Source organism: Streptomyces bohaiensis, assembly GCF_012033785.1.
Classification (GTDB): Bacteria; Actinomycetota; Actinomycetes; order Streptomycetales; family Streptomycetaceae; genus Streptomyces; species Streptomyces bohaiensis.
In genome coordinates, this window is sequence record NZ_JAAVJC010000018.1 from 14380 (window position 1) to 27033 (window position 12654).

Annotated in this window: 19 protein-coding genes; all 19 read left to right on the top strand. The window is 73.6% G+C overall.

Features of this window, described 5'->3' with window-relative positions; translation table 11 throughout:
- Positions 1-120 precede the first annotated feature (120 nt).
- The 19 genes from HCN52_RS04435 to HCN52_RS04520 all read left to right on the top strand — a co-directional run bounded on the left by HCN52_RS04435 (position 121) and on the right by HCN52_RS04520 (position 12652).
- A complete protein-coding gene (locus HCN52_RS04435; protein ID WP_168087033.1) occupies positions 121-771 on the top strand; it encodes a hypothetical protein in 651 nt (216 codons plus the stop codon).
- Between the two features lie 134 nt (positions 772-905).
- Positions 906-1649: a GntR family transcriptional regulator gene (locus tag HCN52_RS04440; protein ID WP_168087034.1), complete on the top strand. Its 744-nt coding sequence runs from the start codon at positions 906-908 to the stop codon at positions 1647-1649.
- Positions 1650-1763: 114 nt separating this feature from the next.
- Positions 1764-1979, top strand: a complete 216-nt coding sequence (locus HCN52_RS04445) for a helix-turn-helix domain-containing protein (protein WP_168087035.1) — start codon at positions 1764-1766, stop codon at positions 1977-1979.
- A gap of 55 nt (positions 1980-2034) precedes the next feature.
- Positions 2035-2232 (top strand): hypothetical protein, encoded by a 198-nt coding sequence (locus tag HCN52_RS04450; protein ID WP_168087036.1) that lies wholly within the window; start codon positions 2035-2037, stop codon positions 2230-2232.
- A 281-nt stretch (positions 2233-2513) separates the two neighbouring features.
- On the top strand, positions 2514-2729 hold the full coding sequence (locus HCN52_RS04455) for a hypothetical protein (RefSeq protein ID WP_168087037.1): 216 nt from the start codon (positions 2514-2516) through the stop codon (positions 2727-2729).
- A 109-nt stretch (positions 2730-2838) separates the two neighbouring features.
- Positions 2839-3033, top strand: coding sequence for a hypothetical protein (locus tag HCN52_RS04460; protein ID WP_168087038.1), 195 nt, complete (start codon positions 2839-2841; stop codon positions 3031-3033).
- Positions 3030-3203: a hypothetical protein gene (locus tag HCN52_RS04465; protein WP_168087039.1), complete on the top strand. Its 174-nt coding sequence runs from the start codon at positions 3030-3032 to the stop codon at positions 3201-3203. Before HCN52_RS04460 ends, HCN52_RS04465 begins: the two co-directional genes overlap by 4 nt.
- A complete protein-coding gene (locus tag HCN52_RS04470) occupies positions 3200-3502 on the top strand; it encodes a hypothetical protein (protein WP_168087040.1) in 303 nt (100 codons plus the stop codon). Before HCN52_RS04465 ends, HCN52_RS04470 begins: the two co-directional genes overlap by 4 nt.
- A 117-nt stretch (positions 3503-3619) precedes the next feature.
- Complete coding sequence (locus HCN52_RS04475) at positions 3620-4852, top strand: DUF2637 domain-containing protein (protein ID WP_168087041.1); 1233 nt, start codon at positions 3620-3622, stop codon at positions 4850-4852.
- Entirely contained in the window at positions 4852-5643 is a 792-nt protein-coding gene (locus tag HCN52_RS04480; RefSeq protein WP_168087042.1) for a 3-hydroxyacyl-CoA dehydrogenase, read from the top strand. Before HCN52_RS04475 ends, HCN52_RS04480 begins: the two co-directional genes overlap by 1 nt.
- Positions 5640-6143 carry a hypothetical protein gene (locus HCN52_RS04485; protein ID WP_168087043.1) on the top strand — a complete coding sequence of 168 codons (504 nt, stop codon included), beginning with the start codon at positions 5640-5642 and terminating at the stop codon, positions 6141-6143. Before HCN52_RS04480 ends, HCN52_RS04485 begins: the two co-directional genes overlap by 4 nt.
- A gap of 1 nt (position 6144) precedes the next feature.
- The gene (locus HCN52_RS04490; protein WP_168087044.1) at positions 6145-6318 is read left to right on the top strand and encodes a hypothetical protein; all 174 of its coding nucleotides are present in this window, start codon (positions 6145-6147) and stop codon (positions 6316-6318) included.
- Complete coding sequence (locus HCN52_RS04495; protein WP_168087045.1) at positions 6305-6961, top strand: hypothetical protein; 657 nt, start codon at positions 6305-6307, stop codon at positions 6959-6961. The genes HCN52_RS04490 and HCN52_RS04495 overlap by 14 nt, the downstream gene beginning before the upstream one ends.
- Before the next feature lie 204 nt (positions 6962-7165).
- Positions 7166-7291 (top strand): hypothetical protein, encoded by a 126-nt coding sequence (locus HCN52_RS25860; RefSeq protein ID WP_280923873.1) that lies wholly within the window; start codon positions 7166-7168, stop codon positions 7289-7291.
- Positions 7292-7470: 179 nt separating this feature from the next.
- Entirely contained in the window at positions 7471-7797 is a 327-nt protein-coding gene (locus HCN52_RS04500; RefSeq protein WP_168087046.1) for a hypothetical protein, read from the top strand.
- A gap of 88 nt (positions 7798-7885) precedes the next feature.
- A complete protein-coding gene (locus HCN52_RS25865; RefSeq protein ID WP_168087047.1) occupies positions 7886-8302 on the top strand; it encodes an HNH endonuclease in 417 nt (138 codons plus the stop codon).
- A 124-nt stretch (positions 8303-8426) separates the two neighbouring features.
- Positions 8427-8879, top strand: a complete 453-nt coding sequence (locus HCN52_RS04510) for a phage terminase small subunit P27 family (RefSeq protein ID WP_168087048.1) — start codon at positions 8427-8429, stop codon at positions 8877-8879.
- Positions 8851-10605: a terminase large subunit gene (locus tag HCN52_RS04515; protein ID WP_168087049.1), complete on the top strand. Its 1755-nt coding sequence runs from the start codon at positions 8851-8853 to the stop codon at positions 10603-10605. The genes HCN52_RS04510 and HCN52_RS04515 overlap by 29 nt, the downstream gene beginning before the upstream one ends.
- Positions 10606-10618: 13 nt before the next feature.
- A complete protein-coding gene (locus tag HCN52_RS04520; RefSeq protein WP_168087050.1) occupies positions 10619-12652 on the top strand; it encodes a phage portal protein in 2034 nt (677 codons plus the stop codon).
- Positions 12653-12654 lie beyond the last annotated feature (2 nt).

Below are 12654 nucleotides of genomic sequence, written 5' to 3' on the forward strand. Positions count from 1 at the left end.
CACCGTGGTGTCGGGGGCTTCGTCGGTCCTACGCGGCGGCTCCCGCTGCCCGGCACCAGCCGCCGGCGCCGCCCCGGGGCACCACCGCACCAGCCCGTCTGACCGCCCGGGAGAGCCACCGTGGACACCACCGCCATCACCGGCCAGCTGTACGCCATCACCTGCCGCTGGCCCGACCTCACCGCAGCCGCCGCCGGGCGGCCCCACGGCGCGTGGCCGCCCGCGAGCCTCACCACCCACCAGCGGTCGCGCGAGGAGTACGAGCCGGCCGACCACACCACCCCGGTTCGGCTGCACCTGCTGGACGTGCAGACCGAGATCACCGAGCGGCTGGTGGATCTGGCCGACGAGATCGCCGCGGTGATCCAGCGCCCCGCGGTGACCCCGGCGCCACTCGGCTGGTCCCCGGCGGACCGTGCCCGGCGGAACGCGTTGGCGGCGCAGGACACCGCCGACCCGCGCCGCTGGCGGTACGTCGGGACCCGCACCGCGCCGCAGGCGGCCACCTGGCTCGCCGGGCGGCTGACGTCGCGGCCTGGTGGCCCGCACCGGCCCCTGAGCCTCCAGCAGGTCGCGCAGATACAGGCCGCGTCGGCATGGTCGGCCGCCCGGCTGCACCACGCGCTCGGCACCGTCCGCCGCTCCGTCGCGCTCCCCGTGGGGTGCCACTGCGGTGGCCAGCGGCGGCTCCACGGCGGCGACGGCCGTGAGCCCGAGGTGCGGTGCGTCGCCTGCGGCAGGACGTGGCGGGCAGCGGGAGCCGCCGCGTAGGACCGACGAAGCCCCCGACACCACGGTGTCGGGGGCCTTTCGCTGCGCCGTCCGGATCTGTCCTAGGTGGTCACCGCCCTGAGAGCGCTACCCTTATCGGTAAGGAAGCACATCTACCGAAAGGAGGGGCGATCGTGGCACGAGAGCTGAAGTCGGAGGCGCTCGCACGCAGCCTGCGGGAGCAGATGGACAGCGGCGAGCTGCCGCCCGGCGCCCCGCTGCCGACCACTGCACAGCTGCGCGACGCCGGGCACAGCACCAGCACCATCCAGACCGCGGTGGCCATCCTGCGCAGGGAGGGCCGCATTGAGACCAGGCAGGGCGCCCGCCCGCGCGTCCTGCCGCAACGAGCGATCATCACGCACTCAGCGAGCTACGTGACGCCGGTGGACGGGAAGCGCGCCACTTGGAAGAGCACCCTTGCCGACCTCGGCATGGAGGGCACGCAGGAGCTCGGCAGGGTCGGCGAGGTGGAAGCACCCGCAGACGTCGCGGCCGCACTGGAGATCGAGTGCGGCGAGTCCGTGATCGTCCGGCCCCGGGTGATGCGGGCCGACGGCGAGGCCGTGCAACTGGCCGACTCGTACTACCCGCTGGACCTCGCCTCCGGCACGCCGCTTGCCCGGCAGGGGCTGGTCAAGGGCGGGCTCTACGGCGTGCTCGCCGCAGTCGGCCTCACCCCGGGCGACACCGAGGAGGAGCTGACCTGGCCGTCGCCCACGCAGGAGGAGCAGGAGCGGATGCGCATCGGCCCGGACGTGTGCATCGTCCGGCAGGTGCGGACCACGCGGGTGACCGACGGGCGGGCCGTGGGTGTTGACGTGATGGTTCTCCGGGCGGATCGACACCGGCTGAGGTACCACCTGCCAGCGCAGTAGCAGCAGGTCGGAGGGGGGGGCACTTCGGTGCCCGCCCCTTTCGCATGCCCTGAGAACATCTGGGTTTACCTGAGAAGATTGACTTTATCCATGAACTTGGTAGTGTCTACGCCCATGAGCCAGAGCGAGAGATCGCAGAGGCTCCTGACCGCCGCTGAAGTGGCGGCGGAGCTTCGAGTGAGCACGTCCACCGTCTACGCGTGGGTCAGCAGCGGCGACATCGAGTTCGTTCGCTTCGGCCGGCAGAGGCGGAAGGGTCAGCGCGGCAGGGGCGGAGCGATCCGCATCCCGTCGTCGGAACTCACCCGCCGGACAAACGAAAGGCCCTGACCGCGCTGCAACGCGATCAGGGCCCGCCATCCACCTGCATCACCAGGAGATGACCATGCAGAACTCTACGACCACCCCCGCCGCGGCTGTCCCCCCGCCCCGACGCCGTGTGCTCGCCGTCGGCCGCATCGAGGCCGGGCTGGGGCACACCCGCTCGGTGACGTGCACCCTCCACGGGGCCGCCTGCGACGGGGACCTGTCCCGCCGCCACCACGCCCGCACCGACATCGCCGCGATCGCGAGCGTCCGGTGAGCCGCCGTCACCGCGCAGAGCGCCTGCGCCACGGCACTCCGGTTGCCCCCTCCGATGTCGTCGCCTGCTGCGGGCGACCCATGACGGACAGCACCGTCCCCGGGGAAACCTCCCGCGGCCTGGCCTGCACCTCCTGCGGACGCGCGCAGACCGTCGACCCCGACGGCCGCGCGTTCCGCCCCCGCCGCTGACCCGTCTGCCGCCTGCCCGATCCGCCCGCCCCGCGCGGGCGGTGAGGGGAGCCGGACAGCCCGGCGACACCGACCGCCCAGGAGGCACCCATGGACAGCGCTACCCCTTCGCCCGCGTACTTCTTCGTCATCACCCTGGAGGCGCCGGACGGCACCGCTATCACGCAGCCCGGGCTGTTCGTGCCCGGCCCGGACGCCTCACAGCAGGCGATCTTCGAGCAGGCCCGGGCGAAGGTGGTCGCCGACCATCCGAGCCTCGCCCGGAGCGTCGTCACCCACTGGTACCTGGCGCCGAACGCCCTGTGACGCGCTCCCGCCTGCCTGCTGCCTCCCCCCGGCCAGCGCCACCACGCACTGGCCGGGGCGAGGGGAGCCGGACAGCCCGGTGACCACCAACCCGCCCAGGAGGCACCCCGTGCAGTACCACTACGTCCTCGTCCTCGACACCGGCACCGCCACCTACGACGACCGCGGCGTCATCGACATCGACCCCGACCAGGTCACCCGGCAGGACGCCCTGGAGGGCCGGATCGCCGAGATCGTCGCCGAGGAGCCGGACTTCGCCGGCGCCGCCGTCACCACCTGGCACCTGGCACCGAACCAGCTGTGACCCGCCTCCTCGCAGAGCTGCGGTCGCCGCTGGCCCGGTGGGGGCTGCTCGCCCTCACCGCGCTCGCGGCGGCCGGCGGGGCAACCGGCCCCGCACTCGCCGTCGGGACCGCAGCCGCCGTCGCCTGGATCGCCCACACCAACCACACCCCCGGAAGGAACCGTCGATGAGCCCCATGGCTGACATCGTCACCAGCGGCGAAGCGATCGCCGCCATGAACACCGCGCTCCGGCCCGACCAGATCGAGAAGCACGCCGCCCGGGCGTCTGCCCTCGCCGCGTTCGAGAGCACCGAGGAGCTGGCCCGCACCGCCGACGCCCTGGAGCGCATCGCCGACGCGCTGGAGAACCGGCCCACCCCCGCGGTCTACCCCGCCCGCCGCAGCCGGATCGACACCTGGCTGCACCGGGCCGTCCTCGTCGTCGCCGGCGTGGCCATCGTCGCCATGACCATCTCCTCGTTCCGCTGACCCCCGATCGGAGCCATGCTCGTGACCACCGCCGCCCTCCCGGGGCGTTCGACCCCGGCCCCCGCCGATTCAGCGGCACCCGCCGCGCGTTCGAGCGCGTGGCGCGACCCCATGGTGATGATCACCATCGCGGCCGTCATCGGCGGCCTCGCCCTCGCCCTGATCGGCTTCGCCGGGTCCTACGTCGCCGTCCGCGACCTCGCCGTTCGGAAGGGCTTCGGGGACTTCGCGCCGTTCGTGCCCATCGGCATCGACGCGGGCATCGTGGCGTGCCTGGCGCTGGACCTCCACTTGATCCGCCGCCACACCCCGTGGCCCCTGCTCCGCACGATGGCGCACGGACTCACCCTCGCCACCATCGCGTTCAACGCCGCCTCCGCGTGGGGCGACGAGCTGGCCGTCGCCATGCACGCCGTCATCCCGATCCTGTTCATCGCCAGCGTCGAAGCCGCCCGGCGGCTCGTCATCCAGGCCGCGCGTCTGGAGACCGGAACCGTAGGGGAGGGCATCCCGGTGGCACGCTGGCTCCTCGCGCCGCTCGCCACCGTGCGGCTGTGGCGGCGGATGCGGCTCCGTGGCATCACCTCCTACCGGGCGGCCCTCGAACTCGATCAGGCGCACCGCGTGTACGGCACCCTGCTGCGGGAGGAGCACGGCAGCCCCCGCAAGGCGCCCCCGCTGGCGCTGCTGCCCGTGAAGCTCGCCCGGTACGGCCTGAGCCCGGCTGAGGCGCTGGCCGCGCCGTCCCGGCAGGCTGAGGTCGACGCCCAGCGCGAGGCCGAGGCAGCCGAGCGGGCCGCCGACGAAGCACACGCCCGCCAGCTTCGCCAGCGCCAGCGGGACGCCGAACTGGCCGAGGCCGAAGCCCGGGCGGCAGCCGCCGCCGACGCCCGACGACGCGAGGCCCAGGCGGCCGAGTCCGCCACCGCCGCGGCTGCCCGCCGACGCGCCGCCGAAGACGACGCGGCCGCCGCTGAACGAGAGCAGCACGCCGCTGAACGCCGGACCGCGGCCGCCGAACTCGCGCTGCGCGCCGCCGACACCGAGGCCCGTGCCGCCGCTCTCGCCCGCCGCGCCGCGGACGACGAGACCGCCACCGTTGAAGCACGGGCGAAGGCCGTTGAAGCCGAGGCGCGCGCCGTTGAAGCCGAGGACCTCCTTCGGCTGACACCCACCGAGCGCGACGCCCGACGCGTCGCCCGCATGGCGATCCGGCAGCACGGCGGCGACGTCGACGCGATCCCCGGAGCCGAGATCGCCGCACTCCTGAACGTCAGCACCGCCACCGCATCCAACCGCCGAACCGAGGCGCGCCAGCTCCTCGCCGCCGGCTACCGAGAGGGAATCTGATGACGACGACCCACCACACCCCCGGGGGAGGGGAGGCCCCTGAGGCCATCACCCCCACCCGGATCATCCCCGCCGGGCAGCCCCTCCCGGACCCCGAGCCCGGGTGGGACAGCGAGCCGCAGCGGCCCGCGCGGGAGAGCTGGTCTCGCTACCGGGACGGCGCCACCCCGCTGGACGCCGCCCCCGAGGGGGACCGAGACCTCCCGCCGTGGCGGCGACTGCGGAAGCCGCGCGAGACCGAGACCCCTGGCGGCACCGGCGCCCCCGCGCCCCGCGAGACCGCACCCGAGACCCCCAGGTCTCACCCCACCCCGCCCGAGACCCCGGAAGTGACGATCCGTCTCGCCGACGCCGACCGCGAGACCCTCGTCGCCATCCGAGACGCCCTCGCCCCGGTAGAGCAGTACCGCCCGACGCTCCGAGACCGCCTCTTCGGTCTCGCCCGCGGTCTCGCCGCCCCGTGGCGCGGCATCGTCCCGATCGTCGCCACCGTCGCCTGCCTCATCCCGATCCTCGACGACGGGCACGGCGTCCTCACCTGGTGGCACGTCACCGCCGGCCGCATGCGGGACGAAGCCGGCCTCGTCGCCGCGCTCATCGGGACCGGCTTCACCATCGCGGTCACCGCCGCGTCCGCCTACACCCCCGACCGCTCCTGGCGCCAGGCCGGTCTCCTCGGGACCGCCTACCACGCCGTCAGCCCCGCCCTCCTCATCGTCTCCGTCGCCGGGCTCTTCGGCGCCGTAGAGCTGTGGGATCTCGTCTACGTCACCACCGGAGTACCCCGATGATCACCTTCGGAGCATTCGCCACCATCTTCGTCATCTTCACCGTCTACCTCTTCCTCTGGTGGCGCGCGGGCCACAAGGTGAAGGCCGCGTTCTTCGGCATCGCCATGCCGCTGATCCTCGGGACGCTCATCGCCGCGTGCACCGGTGGCCTCATCGGTCACCTCGCCGGATGGTCCGCGAAGGGCGCCAACGGCGTCGGCGGGCTCGCCGCCGGGGGAACCGGCGCGCTGGACGGGCAGGTAGCCGGCGCGGCCGGCGGCGTCAGCCTCACCCAGGGCGGCGCCATCGTCACCCTCGCCCTCCTCGCCGTCGGGCTCGTCGCCCTCATCGGCGCCATCAAGGGGTCGAAGAAGGGCGCCGCGATCCAGCTCGGGCTCCTCGCCGCGTGCGGCGCCGTCCTCGCCCTCACCGCCGGCGGCGGCGGGCTCGCCTCCAGCACCGTCTACACCGCGGTGAACTGGATGGGCGACCCCATCACCGGCTGGGTGAACGGGGCCTGACGTGCAGCTCCTCCGACACATCGGGTGCGCCGCTCTCCTCCTCGCCGCCCTCGTCATCGCCTACCTCGGCACCATCGCCGCCATTGCGGTCGCCGCCGCGGGAGCCGGATACGCCGCCTCCCGCGGCTGGGACGCCGCCAGGAACCGCCGGAAGGACCGTCATGACCAGCAGTGAGACCCGCGAGCGCCCCATCGTCGACCTCGCCCACCGTGCGGTGGATGGTGGCGCCGCCATCGTCACCGCGGTGCCCCGCTGGTGGACCGCCTACCTCGCCACCTGCCCCGTGCAGCAGTCGGGGAAGGTCGGCCGCTACCTCGGGTACACCGTGTGGGGCCTGCCGCCAGCGTTCATCGCCGTGTCCGCCCCCATCGCGCTCGCGATGTCCGGGCCGGTCGTGTGGGTCGGCTGCTGGGCGGCGACCGTCGGCGCCTGCCTCCTCGCGGCACCGACAGAGGAGGGCGAGGACGAGGCCCCCGAGAAGGCCGCCACCGAGGCCCCGCAGGAGGCGCCGAAGACCGCCCCCGAAGACGTCGCCCAGCAGGCCCTCCGCTGGGTCCACCAGACCCTCGGTGACCGCCCCGGGATGCACCTCTCCGAGCTCCTCGCTCGGGGGCACTCCGAGGGCCACTTCACCGACCTCTCCGAGGGCGACATCGGGGCCCTCCGCGCGGCCCTGACGGGGTGGGGAATCCCGGTCGAATCGCAGCTGAAAGTGGGGGGCGTCAATCGCGCCGGGGTCCGCCGATCGAAGCTCCCCCCGATCGGGCCGCCCGGGGCGCCTACCGGCAGCCCTACCCGCGTCCCTACCGCCGCCTGACCTGCAAGAACTACCTCTGCCCTACCGGCGCCCTACCCGCCATCTACCGCCCGTCTACCGCCTGCCCGTGGCGCCCCGAGAGGGGCCCCGCGGGGAGCCGGACAGCCCGGCACCACACCCCCCCCCACGGCCCGGGGCGGCACCGCCTGCCAGCACAGCCGCCCCAGGCCCCCATCCCATCCCTGACGAGACGGAGCGAACATCATGGCACTCAAGCCGAACCCGAAGCTCGACATCCGGCCGCGGCCCGCAGGCGACCCGCCCCGCGACGGCGACGTCATCTACGACCCGAAGCGCGGCGGCTGGTACCCCGCACCGCGCCGCGCTTGACCCCGCGCGCCCCAGCGGTGCATGATCGACGGGCGCCGCATTGACGCGCCCCAAAACACCCGAAGGCCCCGGATGGCACACCCGCCACCGGGGCCTTCGCCATGCCGCCGCGCCGGGCCCGACGACATGCGGGTGTTGGCTGGCCCCGGCGCGGCACCCTCACCCGCAGGAGGAACCGCATGCGACTCCAGATCCTCGAACTCCCCGAAGCCGCGACGGACACGCGCAGGCCCTTCGCCCTCGTCATCGACGAGATCCCCCAGTCCGTCCCCACCGCCCACCTCGCCGAGGTCGCCGCTGAGATCGGCGCCGCCGGCGTCCTCCTCTTCGACGAGCGAGTCGACATCCCCTCCAACGACCACACCGGCTGGGCCGGCGGCGTCAGCGTGCGAGTCGAGCCCGACCTCACTGGCTTCCGCGCCCAGGTCCAGGCCGAAGTCGACGCCGCAGCACAGCAGGTAGCCGACGCACGCGCCGGCCTCGCCGCGAACCTGGACGAGTCGTGACTGACGAGGACGGTGAGACGGGCGACCTCGTCGCCGTCACCTTGCCACCGAGTACCGGCTACCGAACGCGTAACCCCGGGGAGGCCCGATGCCGACAGCCCCGCCCTCCCGCTGCACCACCCCCGGCTGCCACGCCATGGCCACCACCCGGGGCCGATGCCCCCCCTGCCAACCCCCGCCCTGGCAAGGCCGCCCCCCCAAGACCGCCCGGTACGGCGGGCTCACCGCCGGCCGCTGGCGCACCCTCAAGCGCGCCGTGGGCCGCCGCGACCTGGGCCACTGCTACCGGTGCGGCGCCGAACCCCCCGGACTCGGACCCAACGGCGAGGAACCCCCGGGCTACCACCTGGACCACATCACCCCGGTGAGCGAGGGCGGGTCCCCCGACGACCTCGACAACCTCGGGCTGATCTGTCCGAGCTGCGACACCGTCAAGACGCGAGCCGAGCGCGAGCGCGGCAACGCGCGCAAGCACGCACGGCGCCGCAGCCAGCGCCGCACCTGACCACCGCGACCCCGCGACCCCCACCCCGGGGGGAGGGGGAGTCGCCGCCACGCCGCCCGCACCCCGGGAGCCCGGCGCGGTCAACTCGGCACACGCCTGAACAGAATGGTGATGGGGGGTCCTCGTGGCACGCACGTCGCAGCCCGCCGCTTTGAAGCTGATCAAGGGCCGTGCTCCCGGCAAGGACGTGGCCGGTCGCTCGGTCGCTCCCCCGCCAGCGTTCAAGCGCATCCCGCCGGAGGTGCCCGACTGGCTTTCGCCCGAGGCGGCTGCCGAGTGGGCCCGGGTCGTGCCGGGTCTGGCCCGGCTGGAGCTGCTGAAGCCGGAGGACCGGGCGAGCCTGGCGTCGTACTGCGAGGCGGTGGCGACGCTCCGCACCGCAACCGAGCTGGTGCAACGGGAGGGGCTGACGATCGAAGCGAAGCAGGGGACGCTCCCTCACCCCGCGGTGGGGATCGCCCGTGCGGCCGGGCGGGAGGTGCGGGCGTGGGCCGCGCACTTCGGCCTGACTCCGTCGACGGAGCAGGGCCTGGCGAAGGGGCCTGACGATGCCGCGGAAGACAACCCGTTCGCCTAAGGGCAAGCCGCCAGCGGCGTACCTGGACGAGGCGCTCCTCTCCCGGCTGAAGCTCAGCCCCGAGGTCGCCTGGTACCTCACCGAGCGGGGTATCCCGCTGCCGGACTGCCCGCCGAAGGTCATCACTCCCTCGCCGGGTGAGGCGCCGGGCGCGGTGTTCGACCCGGGCCGGGTGGACCGGGTGCTGAAGAGCTTCCACCTGCTGCGGCACACGCAGGGCAAGTGGGCGGGGAAGCCACTGGACCCCGACCCGTGGCAGGTCGCCTATGTCCTGGCGCCGGTCTTCGGGTGGGTGCGGCACGACGCGGAGGCCGGCGGCTACGTCCGGGTCGTGCGGCGCCTCTATGTCGACGTCCCCAGGCGGAACGGGAAGACCACCTTGGCCGGTGGCATCGCGGTGTACCTGCTTGCTGCTGATGGGGAGCCGGGTGCGCAGGTCTACGCCGCGGCCACGTCGGAGAAGCAGGCGCGGTTCACCTTCGACCCGATCCGGCAGATCGCCGAACGGGCGCCCGCGCTGAAGGGGAACGTCAAGGCGTTCACCAAGCGGATCACGCACCCCGCGAGCGGCTCGTACTTCACGGTGGTGTCCTCGGTCGCTGAGGCGATGCACGGCGCGAACGTGCACGGCGGCATCATCGACGAGCTGCACGTCCACCGCGGGCCGGACCTGGTGGAGACGATCGAGACCGGCACTGGGTCCCGGCGTCAGCCGCTGGTCGTGATCATCACGACGGCGGATGACGGCCGGCAGGAGAGCATCTACGACCGGCGGCGGCAGTACATCGAGCAGCTGGCCCGCGGCGCGCTCACCGACCCCGACTCCTACGGGGTGGTGTGGGGCGCGGACACCGAGGACGACCCGTTCGCGGAGGAGACGCTGCGGAAGGCGAACCCCGGGTACGGGGTCAGCCCGAGCGCCGCGTACCTGCGGGGTGCCGCGGCTGAGGCCCGGCAGTCCCCCGCGGACCTCGCGAAGTACCTGCGGCTGCACCTCGGCATCCGCACGAAGCAGTCCACCAGGTACATCCGCCTGGAGGACTGGGACGCGAACGCGGGGATCGTGGACGAGCAGCTGCTCCGGGGCCGGGAGGCTTACGGTGGGCTGGACCTCGCGTCGACGTCCGACCTGTGTGCCCTGTCCTGGCTGTTCCCCGAGGACGACGGCGAGGGGCTGGCCGCGATCTGGCGGTTCTGGGTACCCGAGGCGGCGCTCCGGGACCTCGACAAGCGCACCGCCGGCGCCGCGAGCAGGTGGGTACGCGAGGGCTGGCTCACCGCAACCCCGGGCAACGTCGTCGACTACGACTGGATTCGCGAGCAAATCCGCCGCGACCTGGACGCCTTCGACGTGCGGTCCCTCGGGTACGACCCGTGGAACGCTTCGCAGCTCACCAACGACTTGGCGTCCGAGAGAGCGCCGCTGGTCAAGGTCCGGCAGGGCTTCATCACCATGTCGCCAGCGATGAAGGCACTCCAGCGCCTCGTTCTCGCGGGGACGCCGGAGGTGCCGCGGCTGCGGCACGGCGGTAACCCGGTGGCGCGCTGGTGCGTCGACAACTTGGCGGTGGCCATGGACCCCGCGGGGAACGTCAAGCCGGACAAGGCGAGGGCCGGGGAGAAGATCGACGGCGTCTCGTCGCTCGCCACCGCGATGTCCGAGGTCCTCGCCCGTCCGCCCGTCCGGAAGTCGGTCTACGAGGACGGCGACTTCGAAGCGATCTGAGGAAGGGGGCGGCATGCCCTGGTGGCGACGCAGCAAGGCCCCCGCGAGCGGCGGGCAGGTCATCGACCAGGACGGGGTTCTCGTTCCCGTGAAGGGGCAGCAGGCCGACGACCTTGCGTCCCTCGGGGCCTACGTGGCTCAGCACGGGCTGCGGGTCGTCGACCCTGGGGTGCCGCTGGCGCAGTACACGGACACCGCGGCAGCGATGGACGTGTGGCGCACCCAGCCGTCGGTCCGCAAGGTCGTCGACTACATCGCCCGCGCGATCAGCACGATCCCGTGGCACGTCTACGAGCGGGTCAGCGACACCGACCGGCGACGGGTGACGGACCATCCGCTCGCGCAGCTCCTCGCAGCCCCGGGACCGGGGCTGGGCCCGGCCCGGCTGTGGCACTCGCTCATCGTCGACTGGTTGATCCACGACCGGTGGTGCGCGGCCGTGCTCCCGAGCGCGGACACTGGCAGCGGCTGGGAGCTGCGGCGGAAGCCGGCCCGGCGGATGCACGTCCTCGCCGACGACGACGACCGGCCGGTTGCCCTGTACCTGGTGCGGTCCACCGGCCCGGCGGACGTCGTCGACCTCCCGGCCCCGTTCCTGTGGGACTCGGGGTACGCGGCGGTCGGCGCGGACGGCACCAGCCCGATGGACACGCTCCGGCACGTGCTGGCCGAGCAGGCCGAGGCGGTCGCGTGGCGGCGGCAGGTCTGGCAGTCCGGGGCCCGCGTGCCGACGGTGATCGAGCGGCCCGTGGACGCCGGGGCGTGGTCGGCCGCCGCGAAGGCCCGCTTCGCCACCGCCTTCAGCGCGTTCATGGGCCGCGGGGGGCAGGCCGGCGGGACGCCGATCCTCGAAGAAGGGATGAAGCTGGTCAAGATCGACAGCTTCAGCCCGACCGAGGCCCGCGATGTGGAGGGCCGCCAGCTCTCCGACGCCGAGGTGGCGTCCGCGTACCACATCGCCCCGGAGCTGGTCGGCGCCCGCCAAGGCAACTACAGCAACGTGGACGCGTTCCGGCAGATGCTCTACACCCACGCGCTGGGGCCCTACATCACGCAGCTCGAAGGCGTGCTGAACGCGCTGCTCGTGCCGATGCTCGCCCCGGGCTCCAGCCTCTACGTGGAGGCGCACGTAGAGGCGAAGCTGCGCGGCAGCTTCCTGGAGCAGGCGTCGCTTCTCCAGACCGCGGTCGGCGCCCCGTACATGCTCCGGTCGGAGGCTCGCGCTCGGCAGAACCTGCCGGCGGTGGATGGCACGGACGAGCTGGTGACCCCGCTGAACGTACTCGTGGGCGGCCTGGCGTCGCCCCGTGACACGGCGCCGCCGCCGAAGACCGGCCGCCCGCTGGTGAAGTCGGCGTCGCGGCCTGACGACCTCGGTGACGCGGACAGCGAGACCGAGGCGCTGGAGACCCGCCTGGCCCTGTGGGCGCAGGGCCAGGCGGACCGGCTCCTCACCGCGGCCGACGCTGCGAAGGACAGCGGGCCGCCCGACTTCTACGCCCTCTGGGCGGCGCAGTCACCAGAGCGGCAGGCCCAGCTCGCGGCGATCCTCGCCGCGCACGGGCTGCGGCTTGCGCAAGTCGGCGCCTGGTCGGTCCTCGGGCTGTGGAACCCCGAGGCGGACGGCTGGGACCCGGCCGCGATGGAGGCGTGGCTCGCCGCGGCAGCCGAGACGCACGCTGAGCAGTACGAGCAGGCCGGATACGAGGCGTGCACCGAGGCGGTGCGAGCCGAGGGCGACTGGCGGGAGAACCTGGCCACCGGCATGGCCGCGTGGGTGTCCGCTGCGGCGACCCGGGCCATCACCGCGGCCACCGAGGCGAAGAGCTTCGGGCAGCAGGACGCGGCCCGCGTCTCCGGCCTCACCTACAAGAAGTGGGTCACGAAGGGCCTGAACCCCCGTCCGTCCCACCGTGCCCTGTCGGGCTCCCGGGTGCCGCTGGACGACACCTTCGCCAACGGGCTGCGCTGGCCCGCCGACATCCGCGGCCCGGCCGACGAGACGGCCCGCTGCAAGTGCGACATGACCTTCTCGCGGGAGGAGTAGGA

What these genes read in the sequence shown, in the direction of transcription:
- HCN52_RS04445 (WP_168087035.1), top strand. Translation starts at nt 1,764, where the DNA reads ATGAGCCAGAGCGAGAGATCGCAGAGGCTCCTGACCGCCGCTGAAGTG.
- HCN52_RS04450 (WP_168087036.1), top strand. Translation starts at nt 2,035, where the DNA reads ATGCAGAACTCTACGACCACCCCCGCCGCGGCTGTCCCCCCGCCCCGA.
- HCN52_RS04455 (WP_168087037.1), top strand. Translation starts at nt 2,514, where the DNA reads ATGGACAGCGCTACCCCTTCGCCCGCGTACTTCTTCGTCATCACCCTG.
- HCN52_RS04470 (WP_168087040.1), top strand. Translation starts at nt 3,200, where the DNA reads ATGAGCCCCATGGCTGACATCGTCACCAGCGGCGAAGCGATCGCCGCC.
- HCN52_RS04475 (WP_168087041.1), top strand. Translation starts at nt 3,620, where the DNA reads ATGATCACCATCGCGGCCGTCATCGGCGGCCTCGCCCTCGCCCTGATC.
- HCN52_RS04480 (WP_168087042.1), top strand. Translation starts at nt 4,852, where the DNA reads ATGACGACGACCCACCACACCCCCGGGGGAGGGGAGGCCCCTGAGGCC.
- HCN52_RS04485 (WP_168087043.1), top strand. Translation starts at nt 5,640, where the DNA reads ATGATCACCTTCGGAGCATTCGCCACCATCTTCGTCATCTTCACCGTC.
- HCN52_RS04495 (WP_168087045.1), top strand. Translation starts at nt 6,305, where the DNA reads ATGACCAGCAGTGAGACCCGCGAGCGCCCCATCGTCGACCTCGCCCAC.
- HCN52_RS25860 (WP_280923873.1), top strand. Translation starts at nt 7,166, where the DNA reads ATGGCACTCAAGCCGAACCCGAAGCTCGACATCCGGCCGCGGCCCGCA.
- HCN52_RS04500 (WP_168087046.1), top strand. Translation starts at nt 7,471, where the DNA reads ATGCGACTCCAGATCCTCGAACTCCCCGAAGCCGCGACGGACACGCGC.
- HCN52_RS25865 (WP_168087047.1), top strand. Translation starts at nt 7,886, where the DNA reads ATGCCGACAGCCCCGCCCTCCCGCTGCACCACCCCCGGCTGCCACGCC.
- HCN52_RS04515 (WP_168087049.1), top strand. Translation starts at nt 8,851, where the DNA reads ATGCCGCGGAAGACAACCCGTTCGCCTAAGGGCAAGCCGCCAGCGGCG.
- HCN52_RS04520 (WP_168087050.1), top strand. Translation starts at nt 10,619, where the DNA reads ATGCCCTGGTGGCGACGCAGCAAGGCCCCCGCGAGCGGCGGGCAGGTC.